At 71.4% G+C, this 13,586-nt stretch carries 11 protein-coding genes and 1 pseudogene; 5 read left to right on the top strand and 7 right to left on the bottom strand.

Annotation, left to right across the window (positions count from 1 at the left end; genetic code table 11):
- Positions 1 to 228 precede the first annotated feature (228 nt).
- The 5 genes from AC061S_RS17650 to AC061S_RS17630 all read right to left on the bottom strand — a co-directional run bounded on the left by AC061S_RS17650 (position 229) and on the right by AC061S_RS17630 (position 5,777).
- Complete coding sequence (locus AC061S_RS17650; RefSeq protein WP_478686900.1) at positions 229 to 843, bottom strand: BMP family ABC transporter substrate-binding protein; 615 nt, start codon at positions 841 to 843, stop codon at positions 229 to 231.
- Complete coding sequence (locus AC061S_RS17645) at positions 840 to 1,208, bottom strand: hypothetical protein (RefSeq protein ID WP_478686899.1); 369 nt, start codon at positions 1,206 to 1,208, stop codon at positions 840 to 842. The genes AC061S_RS17650 and AC061S_RS17645 overlap by 4 nt, the downstream gene beginning before the upstream one ends.
- Positions 1,209 to 1,324: 116 nt before the next feature.
- Positions 1,325 to 2,833, bottom strand: coding sequence for a protein kinase domain-containing protein (locus AC061S_RS17640; protein WP_478686898.1), 1,509 nt, complete (start codon positions 2,831 to 2,833; stop codon positions 1,325 to 1,327).
- On the bottom strand, positions 2,830 to 3,411 hold the full coding sequence (locus tag AC061S_RS17635; protein WP_478686897.1) for a hypothetical protein: 582 nt from the start codon (positions 3,409 to 3,411) through the stop codon (positions 2,830 to 2,832). Before AC061S_RS17635 ends, AC061S_RS17640 begins: the two co-directional genes overlap by 4 nt.
- 164 nt (positions 3,412 to 3,575) lie before the next feature.
- A complete protein-coding gene (locus AC061S_RS17630) occupies positions 3,576 to 5,777 on the bottom strand; it encodes an N-6 DNA methylase (RefSeq protein WP_478686896.1) in 2,202 nt (733 codons plus the stop codon).
- A gap of 146 nt (positions 5,778 to 5,923) precedes the next feature.
- Here AC061S_RS17630 and AC061S_RS17625 point away from each other — a divergent pair, with 146 nt between their 5' ends.
- On the top strand, positions 5,924 to 6,628 hold the full coding sequence (locus AC061S_RS17625; protein ID WP_478686895.1) for a hypothetical protein: 705 nt from the start codon (positions 5,924 to 5,926) through the stop codon (positions 6,626 to 6,628).
- 82 nt (positions 6,629 to 6,710) lie between these two features.
- Here AC061S_RS17625 and AC061S_RS17620 read toward each other — a convergent pair.
- Positions 6,711 to 6,968 (bottom strand): annotated as a pseudogene (locus AC061S_RS17620) (HNH endonuclease family protein); the annotation flags it as partial.
- A 77-nt stretch (positions 6,969 to 7,045) separates the two neighbouring features.
- On the opposite strand from AC061S_RS17620, the gene AC061S_RS17615 reads away from it, so the two are divergent.
- From AC061S_RS17615 to AC061S_RS17600, 4 genes are read left to right on the top strand one after another with little or no spacing between them, the layout of a single operon-like run.
- A complete protein-coding gene (locus AC061S_RS17615; protein ID WP_478686894.1) occupies positions 7,046 to 8,539 on the top strand; it encodes a tyrosine-type recombinase/integrase in 1,494 nt (497 codons plus the stop codon).
- The gene (locus AC061S_RS17610; protein WP_478686893.1) at positions 8,536 to 10,344 is read left to right on the top strand and encodes a hypothetical protein; all 1,809 of its coding nucleotides are present in this window, start codon (positions 8,536 to 8,538) and stop codon (positions 10,342 to 10,344) included. The genes AC061S_RS17615 and AC061S_RS17610 overlap by 4 nt, the downstream gene beginning before the upstream one ends.
- Positions 10,341 to 12,476: a hypothetical protein gene (locus AC061S_RS17605; protein ID WP_478686892.1), complete on the top strand. Its 2,136-nt coding sequence runs from the start codon at positions 10,341 to 10,343 to the stop codon at positions 12,474 to 12,476. Before AC061S_RS17610 ends, AC061S_RS17605 begins: the two co-directional genes overlap by 4 nt.
- Positions 12,473 to 13,006: a hypothetical protein gene (locus AC061S_RS17600; RefSeq protein ID WP_478686891.1), complete on the top strand. Its 534-nt coding sequence runs from the start codon at positions 12,473 to 12,475 to the stop codon at positions 13,004 to 13,006. Before AC061S_RS17605 ends, AC061S_RS17600 begins: the two co-directional genes overlap by 4 nt.
- Before the next feature lie 26 nt (positions 13,007 to 13,032).
- On the opposite strand, the gene AC061S_RS17595 is transcribed toward AC061S_RS17600, so the two are convergent.
- Positions 13,033 to 13,521, bottom strand: coding sequence for a hypothetical protein (locus AC061S_RS17595; RefSeq protein ID WP_478686964.1), 489 nt, complete (start codon positions 13,519 to 13,521; stop codon positions 13,033 to 13,035).
- Positions 13,522 to 13,586: the final 65 nt, after the last annotated feature.

The raw sequence follows: 13,586 nt of genomic DNA, 5'->3' as shown, positions 1-13,586 counted from the left end.
GGTGGCTCTCGCTCTTCGCCTACCGGCACGACCCGGTGGGAAGAGGCGCGAGCTACGAACCCTACGAACAGGCATGGGCGAGCCTTTGCTTAGGCGAAACCGATAAAAGCTTCGCGAGACTGCCCGATCACCGAACACGCGCACGAGGCGGGGTCGGTGGTTTTACCTCACCTTTACCCGCTGCACGAGAGCGTCGCTTGACCGTTATGCGCCCATACGTCTATACGCCTATGTGCCCGACGCCTTGACGGCCTGCCGGACGGCCTCCGCCACGGCATCCTTGAGCCCGTCCCCGGACTTGACCACCGTGACGTTCCCGGCCGCCCCCGAACCGTCCACCACGACGAAGCGCGCCTTGGGATGGTCCTTCGCCCCCGCCTGCGCGGCCTCCACCTGGGAAGCGCCGACGGCCAGCACCACATCGCACTTGCGCTGCATCAGGCTGTTGAAGAACGGCCGGGCGTCGGCGGCCGACGGCTCCCCGACGACCGGGACGTACGTGACGCGCGCACGGGTCTCCAGCGAGGCCGTCTGCATGCCCTCCCACACCGGAGCGGCGGGCGCGCCGGTCACGATGCCCTTCTCGTCCGTCAGCAGACAGGCGTCGAACTCCTTGTACTGGCGCGCCCTCGGGTCGGGCGGGCCGTCCTGCCCGCCGCCGGCGAACACCCACACGCCCACCAGGGCGAGCGCCAGCACGGCCGCGCCGCCCAGCGTCCATCCCCTGCGGCCGCGCAGCACCCCGCTCACCGCGGCCAGCGCGGCCGGCACCCGGACGCGGAGCGTCCCGCTGCCGGATTCCGGGTGGTCCGCCCGCTTCCTCCACGTACGTCGTGTCTTCATCGCGACTCCGCCGCCACTCTCCTGGCGAACAGGCGCTTGGCGAACAGGCTGTGCAGCGCGGCGCCCGCCGTGGCGAGGAACAGCAGCAGCAGGTCGGCCCCGAACTGCCAGCCGTGGGTCTCCTCCGGCGTGAGCGCTATCTGGAACCACCAGGCGACGGTCGCGCAGCCGAAGAGGAGCGCGGCGAGCCAGTCGGTGCGCGCACCCCGACGCCAGGCGATGACCAGCGAGGGCACCGCGCCGAGAACCCCGAGGCTCAGCACCGGTACGGCGGCCAGCAGGGCCCTGGGAAGGATCCCGGGCAGGGTCCTTTCCCGCGGCGGGGCCGCACTCTGGACGGCCGCGGTGGCGGCGGTCTCCTTCACGATCGACTACCTCTCGGGAGCGCATTGGCGCGTACGGATGGGGACGGGACGCCGTACGGTACACCGCCGTCCGAAGGCCCCCGTTCCCGGGTCCGTGATCGCGGAGCCCCGCTCCGTCAGCGCACCTGGCCCAGCCACTGGAGGGTCCGCCGGACCTCCGCCGAGAAGGGGTGCGCCGGCCCGTGGAGGCGATCCGCGTCGAAGAGGAGGCGGACCAGGGTGTCGTGGGCCGCCGGGCGGTCGCCGAGGGAGAGCAGCAGGTGCGCTATGCGGCGGCGGACCTCCAGCGGGAGGCCCGGGTCCGGGTTCGCGTAGTGGTTCTCGAAGAGCGGCAGCAGCGCCCGGTACTCCGCCAGGGCCGCGGCCGGTTCGCCGAGCTGCTCCAGGCACTGGGCCGCGTCGTAGCGGAAGCGCAGGGACTGCGGGTCGCCCGCCGGGAACTCCTCGGCGAGCCGGCGCAGTTCGGGCAGGGCGCGGCGGTACTGGCCGTCGTCCATCAGCGTGGCCGCGTACTGCTTGCGCAGGGAGCGGACCACCGGCGAGTGCGCGCCGTGCTGTTCGGCCGCCGCCGGGAGGATGCCGCCGAGGATGTCCACCGCCTGGGTGAGCATGCCCTGGTCCAGGAGCTTCTTGGCCTCCTCCACGGCCGCCGGGACGTCCGGCCGCGGCCGTGCGGGCGGGGTGGCCGGCCGGGGCGGGATCACGGTGGCGCGGTCGGGCCAGGGGGCCTGCGGGCGCAGGAAGGGGCGGGTCGGGTCGAGGGGGCCGGTGGGGGCGCCCGAGCCGTGGTGGGGCAGCAGGGGCGCGAGGGACGCGTACACCGCCTGCGCGGAGGCGGGCCGGTCCTGCGGGTCCTTGGCCAGCAGGTTCAGGAGTACGGCTTCCAGCTGCTGCGGGACCTCGGGGCGCAACTGGCGCACCGGGAGCGGGGGTTCGTACAGGTGCCGGTGGAGCACCCCGAGCGCCGTGGAGCCGGCGAAGGGAACGTTGCCGGACAGCAGCTCGTACAGGACCACGCCGAGCGCGTAGAGGTCGGTGTGCGGGCCGACGGCCCCGCCCATGGCCTGTTCGGGGGCCATGTACGCGGGGCTGCCGATCGGTGAACCGGTGCTGGTGAGGCGGGTGGTGTCGGTGTCCATCACGGAGGCGACACCGAGGTCCAGGACCAGTACGGTCCCGTCGGGGCGGACCATGACGTTCCGCGGCTTGAGGTCCCGGTGGACGATCGGCACCGCGTGCACGGCCGACAGCACCGAGCACAGTTGGGCGATCACCGAGACCGCCCACGGCCACGGGTACGGATCGTGCTCGGCGAGGTGGTCGGCGAGGTCGGCGCCCTCGACGTACTGCATGACGAGGTACAGCTCGTCGCCGTCGCTGCCGGCGTCGTGCACGGTGACCAGCCCGGGGTGGTCCACCTGCGCGGTGACCCGGCATTCGCGCACGAAGCGGCGGCGCAGCTCCTCGGCGACGGAGCCGGGGCCGGCCACCTTGTCGGGGCGCAGCAGTTTGACCGCGACGCGGCGGTCCAGGCGCCGGTCGTACGCCGTCCAGACCTGGCCCATGCCGCCCTGGCCGAGGATGGTGGCGAGCTGGTAGCGGTCGCCGATGAGCCGGTCCGTCACGTGCGGGGGCCCTCGTGGTGCGGCGGTTGCTGCTGCTGCTGGCGCAGGAGCTCGCTGAGCTCGTCGAGTTCCGCGCGGACCTGACCGATGCGCGGGGGCGGCGTCGGGGCGGGCTCGGGCTCGGGGGCCTGCTGGGGGGCGGGCGGGTAGCCGTACGCGGGAGCCCGCGGCTGCTGCTGCGGCGGTACGTACGGCGCGGGCGGCGGCGGATACCAGGCGGCGGGCTGCCCCGCCCTGCCCACCGCGTGGTGACGGATGTCGGCCGCGAGGAAGTACGCGGTGACGCTCAAGCCGGTGAGGATCGTGAGGGAGGCACCGACGTTGGCCTGCCAGCCGCTGTTGTCGGGGGTCGGGTCGAGCCCGCTCAGCAGCACCCAGAAGAACTCGGTGACCACGGACGCGCCCATCAGCCACCAGTCCCTGCGCCGGCGGGTGACCAGCGCGAGCCGCAGCATCGTCCCCCAGGCGAGGAGTCCGCAGCTCAGGACGGGGAGCAGCGCGAACAGCACGCGGAGCGTCACCACGCTCCCGGTGCTGGGCTGGTGACCGTGGGGCGGCGGGGTGCCGGGGCCGTGCATCGCTGCTCCTGACGGGCCGTGCGGAGGAAGGGCGGAGAAAGGACTGAGAAGTGCGGAGGATTCCGGGTCTGAGCGTATACAGCGTTCCCGGCCGGGAGTGAGGGGATGCGCTCAACCGTTGTACGGTCGCAGCCCGGCCGGGGCCGCCACCCCGGCCCGCGCGCTCATTCCGGCCGGACCGTACCGTCCGACAGCCCGTCGTACAGCCCCTGTACGAGCTGCTCCCCGAGCCGGGCGGCCAGCCGCAGCGCGTCCTCGAACTCGGCGAGCGCCCGGAACCGCGCCCCGTAGACCTCCTGCTCGGTCCGCGGCAGCCGGGGCAGTTCGAGGCGGCGCACGTCGAGCCGGGTCGTGGTGGAGGCGTGGCTGCTGGCGCGGCGGTTGTTGGCGGTGGCGCGCAGGAAGCCGGCCAGGAACCAGGGGTCCAGCGCGTCCGGGTCGGGCCGCAGGAGCTGCAGGCCCCGGCCGAGCGCCGCGCCGGCGGTGGCCGCGTCGACCACGCGGGCCACGCCCGCGCCTCCGGTGAGGGGGACGACCACGTCGCCGGGAGCGGTGAGCAGCGGCTGCTCCGCGCCGGCGGCCAGGGTGCCGGAGGGTCCGGTGCCGGCGCTCACGTCGTACTCGGTGAGGACGGGGGCCCGGCCCTCGCCGCTGCCGGTGCCGGTGTACAGGAGCAGGGCTCCGGCGCGGGAGAGTTCGCCGATGGTGGTCAGCGGCGGCCGGGCCGGCGGCGCGGCGGGCCGGTCCGGGGAGGCGGTGGGTGGGGCCGGCGGGGTGAGCCGGGCCGCGCGGGTCAGCGTCGAGTCCAGCCGGTCCCGTACGGCGGCCAGCTCGGCCACGCCGCCGCCCGCGGCGGGCGGCGGCAGGTGGCGGGCCGGGGTCAGGTCCACGTCGTCGTCGAGCAGGTCCACGACGGGCACCACGCGGCGCACGCCCGGGACGTCCGGGGCCGGGCCGCCGCGCTCGTACGCCGTCCAGGCCTCCTCCACCGCGCTGTGCACGGCGGCCCAGCCGGCCCGCCCCGGCCCCGGTCCGGGCCCGTCGGCGAGTGCGGCGGTGTCCACGAGGAGCAGCCCGGCGGGGGGGGCCGCGTGCGGGGCGGGCCTGCGCAGCACCCACAGGTGCAGCGGGATCCCGTACGGCGGTGCGGCGCCGGCCGGGAGGGCGACGACGGCCCGCAGCGCGCCCCGGCGCAGCAGGTCGGCCCGGATGCGGCGGCCGGAGCGGCGGGCGGCGGCGGCGGGCGGCATGAGCAGGACGGCGGTGCCGCCCTCGCGCAGGTGGGACAGGGCGTGCTGGACCCAGGCGAGTTCGGATTCGGCGCGGGCCGGCAGCCCGTACTCCCAGCGCGGGTCGTAGGCCAGCTCCTCGTGGCCCCAGTTGCGTTCGTTGAACGGCGGGTGGCAGAGGACGGCGTCGACCGGTTCGGCGGCGGGGCGCCCGAAGGCGTCGGCGCGCAGGCTGTCGGCGGCGGCCGCGCGGACCGGGGCGTCCGACTGAAGGGCGAGGCGCAGGGCGGCGAGGGAGGCGAGCTCGGGGGAACTGTCCTGCGCGTAGCGGGTGGTGGCTCCGGGGACGGCCCGCAGCAGGGTGCCGGTGCCGCAGGCCGGGTCCAGGACCGTGAAGGGCGCGGCGCCGGCCGCTCCGCTGCTCGCGCCGGCGGGGGGTCCGGCGAGGGCGGCCATGAGGGTGGCGAGGCCGTCCGGAGTGAGCGTGTACTGGCGGGGGTTGGCTTCGAGGTGGCGGCCGAGCAGGAACTCGAAGGCTCCCCTGGTGCCGAGTTCGGCGGCGAGCTCGGCGGCGGCCCGCAGGAAGGGCACGGCGGCGGGCTGCAGGGCGCCGGTGACTCCGAGCGGGTGCGCGGGCCCGAACCGCAGGGCGAGCACCCGGTCGACGGCGGGCGCCAGCAGGATGGCCATCCGCTCGTCGGAGACGGCCGAGGCCTCCAGCCACTCCATGGGCCGGTCCCGTACGAGCAGCAGCGCGCTCCCGGCCTTGACGAGCGCGGCCACGGAGCCGCCGGGGTGGGCGGCGACGTACTGCCAGACGCGTTCGCGCAGCGGGACTTCGGCGAGCTTGCCCTGGGCCCGGAGCCAGTCGGTGACGTCCGCCAGCGCGAAGGAGGGGCTGGTCTCGGTGCCGCCGACGGGGCGGGGGAAATCGGCGTGGCGGCGGCGCCAGTTGCTCACGGCGGCGCGGCCGACGCCCGCGAGGCGGGCGATCTCGGCGGCGGTGACTTCGGGGGTGGCGACTTCGGCGGCTTCGGCGGCTTCGGCGGCTTCGGCGACAGGGGCGTTCGTGGGCGTGGGCGTGGGCGTGGGGGTGGGGGTGGCGGGGGCCTCGGTGGGGGGCTTCTGCTCCGGCATGTGCGCGAGCATACCGCTGCAAAGAGGAGAGACCCATTCACAGCGTGAATTTAACAATCCCCCAGAAACTCGTTGACTCGGTTCACAGGCTCTGCTGTGATGATCGCACCGAACAGGACGTCAGATCAGGCAGGAGCCACACACCCATGTCCCACACCACGCACACCAGTTGGACCGCCCGAACCACCCGCAACAAGGTCCTGGCGGGCTGCGGCGCGGCCCTCGCCCTCGCGACGCTCACCGCGTGCGGCGGCACCGACACCACCGCCGACAAGGGCGCCGACGCGGCCGCCTCGAAGCCGGCACCGGCGAGCAGCGCCCCGGCCCCCGACGCGGGCAAGGCGAAGTCGGCCATCAAGGGCAGCGGCACCTTCCAGATCGGCTCCGACGTCCAGCCGGGCCTCTACCGCTCGACGGGCAACACGGCCAACGACAACTGCTACTGGGAGCGCGCCAAGGACTCCAAGGGCGAAACCGACTCGATCATCGACAACGACAACGCCGTCGGCTCCACGTACGCGGCCATCGCCGCCACCGACAAGATCTTCAAGACCGAGGGCTGCAAGGGCTGGGAGCTCGTGGACCCGAAGGCCGCCGGCACCCCGAAGGCCGAGATCTCCGGCAAGGCCGGCATGCTCAAGGTCGGCGTCGACGTCGCCCCGGGCACCTACAAGTCCGCCGGCTCCACCGACGACGGCTCCGGCTGCTACTGGGAGCGCACCAAGGACGCGTCCGGCAGCGTCGAGACGATCATCGCCAACGAGAACCCCGAGGGCCAGGCCGTCGTGACGATCGCCGCCGGTGACGGCTTCTTCAAGACCGTCGACTGCCAAGACTGGAAGAAGGCCTGATCCAGGGCCTGATGCACGGCCTGATGCAGGGGGTGGTCCAGGGTCGGCCCGACGGGCGGCCCGGGACCCGGCCCAGGGGTGGTCAGCGCAGCCGCTCCGGCGGGCGGGTGGGATTGCCCCCGGTGGGCAGGCGCTCCTCGGGGCAGCCGGTCAACACCCGCTTCATCGCGTCGCGCTCACCGGCCGTGACCCACAGACCGTACTTCCGCTTGACCGCGATCTGGGCGGCGACGTAGCGGCAGCGGTACCCGCGGTCGGGCGGCAGCCAGGTGGCCGCGTCACCGTCCCCCTTCTTCCGGTTGGCCGCCGCGTCGACCGCGAGGAGGTTCAGCGGATCGTTTATGTCGGCACCCGCAACTGTCTCACCGACCTCCCCGTTATGTGTGCGTACAGCTTGTCTCACACGGGGAGGGCGACTTGCGCACGACGAACCCAGAAGAAGCCGGTGCCGGTTCGGAAGCGACGGTGCTGCTGCACAGGACGGCAGGCGGAGCATCGCCCGCCGACTCGCTCCCCTTCGATGGGGACTCCGTACTCCGACGAGCCGGCGCTGACGATGGCAGGCCCTTCATCCTCGGCCCGGACGGCAGTTATGACTTCCATCTGAACCGCTTCCTACGCGACCTGGAGAGCTGGGGCGTGCGAGCGGAGAACAGCCGGATCGCCTACAGCACCGACGTCATGCTCTACTGCCGGTTCCTTCACGAGTCCCGGGGTGGCAAGTCCATCTGGGACACGGACGGTGCTGACCTCCGTGCGTACAAGGCCGTACGGCTGCACGGCGCCGGTCCGGGCAAGGTGTCCGCGGCGACCTGGAACCGCTCCATCGCCGCACTCGACAAATGGGTGCAGTGGTCGCTGTACGAGGAACTGCTGTCTGCAGAGCCGTTCCGGTACGTCGACAAGACCGTGGTGTCCCCACAGGGACCGAAGCGGGTACGGGTCAACGCGGACGCCGAGCCCGACGTGCCCCAGCAGCCGATCAGATTCCTGTCCCACGAGGACTTCATGCTCTGGCGCGACGTCGGCCTCCAGGGGCTGCTGCCGAACGGCTCACCGGACGCCAAGTGGCAGGGGCGCAACAGCGAACGCAATGCCCTCTTCGCCGATCTCCTGATCTGCACGGGCATGCGCCTGGGCGAGGCGGCCAGCCTGCTGACGACGGAACTGCCGCCGGTCACCGGCAGACGCGTGATCGGCGACATCACCGTCCCGGCCGCGGTGGCGAAGCGCAACAAGGCGCGGACGGTGTACGCACGCCCCCGGGTTGTCCGCGACCTGCACCACTACGTCGGTATCGAGCGCGACGAGCTGGTGCAGCGGCGGCGTGTCCAGGGCGTGTACGAGGCGCGTACGGACCGGCTGCCGGTGCGCCGGGCGAACCGCCACGCCTTGGCGATCGAGGGCGGCACCACCTGGTCGTACTCACGGATCGGCACAGCGGACCGGGCACGGCTCATGCGGGTCGACGCTCAGGGAGTCGCGGACGGCCCCCTGTGGCTGTGGCTGGGAGAGACCGGGCTGCCACTGCGGAGCAGCACCTGGCAGTCGGTCTTCCGGCGGGCGAACGAGCGGTGCGCGGAATTCGGACTGGACTTCGACGTCCACCCGCACACCCTGCGGCACTCCTTCGCGGTTCACATGTTGGGCCTGCTGCTGCGACAGACCGTCCGGGCGCTCGGCATGCGGGAGGACCGCCGGTTCACGCACGCGGAGGTGAAACGACTGCTCATCGGCAACCCCTTGCGCAAACTGCAACTGCTGCTCGGCCACCGTCACGAGGCGACGGTCTACACGTATCTGGACGTGCTGGACGAGGCCCAGGAGATCGTGCTGGCGGCTCTGGGCGACTGGGACGAACAGGCCGCCGCCCTCGAACAGGTCCGCCTGGACGCGGAGGAGGACCGGTGAGCCCGCGCCGCGTCCGCTTCCCCACCGCTGTCGACAACCCTGCCGCAGCAGACCCCGTCCCGTCGATCGGCCCAGTGGTCTTCACTGTGGATCTGAACGGGAGCCCCGAACACATCGACCTGTCCGGACTTCCATGTCCGCGTCTCACTCGTGCCCTCGCCACCGCCCTCGCCGAAGTCATCAGTGATCCCGGCACGCTGCGTGACCGCAACGGCGTCCGCTACGTCGTCAAACGCGTCCGGGAGTTCGTCGAGTTCACGGCTGCGGCTCTCCCCGAATCCGCCGCCGATCTACGCCTGGGCGACCTGGAGCCCGACCTCCTGGATGCGTTCGAGCTGCGTCTGATCGCCCAGTACGGGGAGACGAGCAAGGAGCCGTACCTGGCCATGACGTACCTCGTGCGGCTGCTGAAGCTGGTGCACGACGCACACCCCGACGCCTTCGACACCTTGTTCCATGCTCGCTTGGGATTCACCTCGGCATCGGCCAACCGGGCAACGAAACCGCTCGACGCCTATCCGTTCCCGGTGCTCGACGCCTTGGAGGACGCGGCCCGAGACGATGTCGCCCGGATCCGAGACCGGATCCTCGAAGGCGAGAGACTGGCCTCCACGGGCCGCGACCCTCATCAGTACGGATGGGACCGGCTGGAGAACGTCCTGTGGCACATCCTGAACCACGGCCCGCTGACCGCCGACGATGTCTCGTACAAGCTCCTGCGTCCCTGGGGCGGCAGGAAGGAACTCAACGGTCGCCTCCACCTCACTCCCCGGGACTTGGTGCCCTTCCTCGTACTGCTGGCCTGCCAGACCGGGATGGAACCGGAGTGCATTCGACAGCTACGGTCCGACTGCCTGGCCAGTCCTGCACGCGGCTACGTCAGCGTCGCCTACGTCAAGAAGCGTGCCGCGGGCTCCACTCACAAGACGATCAGGGTCTCCGATGGCGGCTCCCTGCGCTTCCCCGGCGGCGTGATCCGGCTGGCTCTGCGCCTGACGAAACGCACCCGTGAGCTGATCGGCAGGGACGCACTGTGGTGCGACGTCGGCGGTCATGGACAAGCTCGTGCGCCCTTTGATGGTCCGCACGGCTGGTCGGCCGTGACCCGGCAGTGGATGTCCGAGCGTGGCCTCGACCACCTCGCCGACCGCGACGGCAGGCCGGTCGCCCTCGACCTGCGGCGGGTGCGCAAGACCGTCAAGTCCCGTCAGTACCTGCTGGCCGGCGGAGTTCTTGAGGACTTCACCTCCGGCCACACCCGGCCGGTCGCCGCGAAGCACTACGCGGACATCGACGCCCACCAAGAGACCCACGAGCAGGCGGTGGAGGCGGGCCTTGAGCAGGCGCTGGGCGCGGCGCTGGCCCCACCGGTAGTGCTGTCGGACGACGGCGCCCGGCTCGACGACGGCCAGGCCGCGCTGACCGCGCGGGAGATCGAGTCGGCGCTCTCCGGCGAGCAGGACGTATGGCTCGCCTCCTGCCGAGACTTCTTCGCCTCGCCGTTCGCGCACAAGCCCGGGACTGCCTGCCCCGTCCCGGCCTGGGGGTGCCTGGAGTGCCCGAACGCGGTGTTCACCAGCCGCCACCTGCCGAGTCTGCTGTCCTTCCTGGACTTCCTGGAACGACAGCGCGAGGAGTATCCCGCCGCTGAGTGGACCGCGCGGTTCGGTCTCGCGTGGAACCGAGTCGTCCACGGTGTCGGCGCCCGCTTCAGCACGCGCCAGATCGCCATGGCGCAGGCCATCGCCGAAGCCGGTGGCGATCGACTGCTGCTGCCCCCGTCGTTCCTGGAGGTCATCGCATGACTGCCGTCCCCAAGCCGCGAACCGGTGATCACAACCTGTCCTCGGCCTCGGAGTACGTGCTCCCGGAGCGGCTCACGCGGGGCCTGCCGAGCCGAGGCCCGCTCATGGCCGAGGACGTCTGGGATCTGCGGTGCGTGCTGCCCCGCACCTGGCGGACGTGGCGGCTCGACTTCACGCAGATCGGCGATCCGGTGACACGGCGCACAGCGAAGGAGTACGTCGCCTCCCGCCTCCACCGTGGCTCCCTGGGCCTCAGCCCTTTGAAGGCCACGGCAGCAGCCGGGGAGCTGCGCGTCTTCATCGCCGTGATGAAGGACCTGCGGGAGGTGGGTGCCCCACGGTTGTCCGCCGTCGGCCGCACGCACCTGGACGCCGTGCTGACGAGATGGAAGCCCAGGCCGGGCAATGCCGTCCGTAACATCACGCTTCTCAAACACCTGGCGGCGCACGGGCCGTTCCTGTCCCAGGACCGGCTGGACGTCCTCCCCTGGAACGGCCGCAGCGCCTACGGCGTCGCCGGGATGCAGCGGGTCAGGGGAGAGAACGTCACCCCGCGCATCCCCGAGGAGACCCTCGCGCCGCTGCTGCGGGCCGCAGTCTTCTACGTGGAGAAGGCCAGTGGCGACATCCTCACCGCCCAGCGGGAGGTCGCCGCGCTCGAAGCAGCACGCAAGGGCCAGGACCTCGGCCCCGGCCAGGCGCGCGAACGGGTTCTGGCCTTCATCACCGAGCGCCGCGCGGCCGGGCGTGGCATCCCCGCGCTCCCCCGCGAGACCGCGCACACCGTGCCCGACTCCGTCACCGTCGACGGCGTGCCGCAGAGCCCAAACCACCGTCTCATCTCCCTCCTGACCGGCTGCGGCAAGGCCGCACACCTGCGACCGCTGATAGCCGGGGCCGGCGAGGACATCGGCTACGAGGAGGGTGGCCTGGACACCCTGATGTCCGAGTGGCCGGCCACCGGCAGGCCGTGGCGCCCGCGGCTCAGCCCCTTCACGTTGGCCAACGAGCTGTCGTTCCTACGAACGGCGTGCTGGATCGTGATCGCCTATCTGTCGGGAATGCGGGACGCAGAGGTTCGTGAGCTGGACCGCGACTGTGCCGCCACCGAAACCGGAGCCGACGGGCGTCCCCGGTACAAACTCCGTGGACGGGTCTACAAGGGGAAGGACCGCAAGCTCAGCGGGGACGAAGCCGAGTGGGTGGTCCTCGACGTCGTACACCGGGCCGTAGCCGTTCTCAGGGAGATCAACGACGACCCCGGCCACCTCTTCGGCTACGACGGCGGCGGCCGCAACGGGTACGTACTCCTCAGCAACATGCCCCGGCGCATCAGAGCCTTCCGCTACCACCTCAACGAGCTCTTCAGCACGGCGGATGAGCTCTACATCCCGCTGACGACGACTTCCCCGGACACACACTCCCCGGACGAGGAAGACGAGGTCGAGGAAGACGCGCCAGAGCCCACGGCGCTTCCCTGGGCCTTCGACACCAGGCAGTTCCGGCGCACCCTCGCCTGGCACATCGCCCACCAGCCCTTCGGGGTGGTCGCGGGTGCCCGCCAGTACAAACATGCCGCGATCACCATGTTCGAGGGATACGCGGGAACCTCCGCCTCCGGCTTCGCCGACGAGGTCGCCGCCGAGGAGGCCGTCGCCAAACTCGACTACGTCGAGGACCTCTACCACGACTGGAACGAGGGCGGACGCTCCGCCGGCGGCGCCGCTCAGCGCATCGAGGCCGAGTTCGACCGCATCCGCAGCGAACTCGGTGACCTGCCCGGTGTCGTGGCCAGTACATCCCGACTCCGGACGCTGCTGCACCACCTGACAAAGACCCTGCACCCAGGCGTACTCAACGACTGCTTCTACCAGGCAGCGACGGCCGTATGCCGCAAGCGCGCCAAGCCCCTGAGGCGCCCCGTACCCATGCTCGACATGTGCATGCGCTGCCCCAACTCGCGTCGCTCCGCCGTCCACCTTCCCCGCCTGGAACGGGCGCACGACATGGCCCGAGCCGAATTCACCGACACCACCGGCCTACCGCGACTCCAGCAGCTCGCCATCACCGAACACCTGGCCACACTCACCCGCCTGATCGCGGAGATCAACCACGAGGAAAAACGCCGATGACCGACTCCACCGACGAGACCCTTCAAGCCGTCCGCACGGCCTTCGCCTGCCTGGCCCGGGAGAACCCCGGCCTGACCGACATCGACCACAAGATCATGCGCGCCTTCGAGCAGCTCATGCTCGGCCGCCCCGAGATCACCGACGGCCGCACGTCAGCGGTGAACATCTGCGCCGAGGCCAGCGTCTCCCGAGCCTCGTACTACCGCTCACCTGTCTCAGCGGCGATCAAGGAAGTCCTCGGCGCCCCGCAGGCCAAGCGGCCCGAGGCCGACGAACTCAAGCAGGAGATCGCCAAGCTGAAGAAGGCCCTGCAGGAGCTCCGCAGCGACAAGGCCGCCGAGGTCCGGGAGCTGCGATCGACCGTCACGGCGTACGCGAACCAGATCCAGATCCTCACGCTCAGGAACACCGAGCTGGAAGCGGACTCCCGTCGCCTACAGTCCCGGATCGCGGAGGGCCAGGACGGTGTGGTCAGGCAACTTGAGCGCAGGCGCGAACCCGCTCCATCGTCTCCGCCGGTTCAGACGTGACGCGCCCACAATCCGTCGGCCGACTATCAGCGCTTCGGCACTCCCACTGGCCGCGTACTCAGGAACTGCTTCGCGGCCTCGACCGCTTCCCTGTTGAGTTCCTCAATGGAGATGCCCCAGCTCTCCTCCCAGCCGTCCAAATTGTGCGCGCAGTGGAGGAGTGGTTCGAGGTCTTCGGGATAGCGGAGGCCGTAGGCGACGTCCGTCCAGATGAGATACGTGCCAGCGGCAGGATCGATGGATCCGTCTGCAATCTGACCAGCGATCCAGTGGGCCATGGCCCACTTTGCAGCCGTGGGGTCGGCAGGCGGGCGGAAGAGTAATCCCAGCTCCTCCAGCACGTGGTCGAAAAGCTCCGGGGCTTCGGGCTCTTCGCTCCGCAGGAGGCCTGCCAGCATGGCGAGCGAGGGACTCTCGATTCCGGTGATCAGTGCGTCCAACCCCGCCTGGATTAGTGCGTTGTGGCAAAGGGAGTCCCTGTTCGATGAGCAGGGGCTTCTTCGTGTGCGGGGCATGACCGGGGCGGGGTAGGGGCAGGCAGCGGACGGCTTGTTGTGGATCGAGGAGGGTGCGATGCCGT

The organism is Streptomyces sp. CA189, from assembly GCF_056428985.1.
Note: the sequence above shows the minus strand (reverse complement) of the source record. Positions and strands in the feature narration are given on the sequence as shown.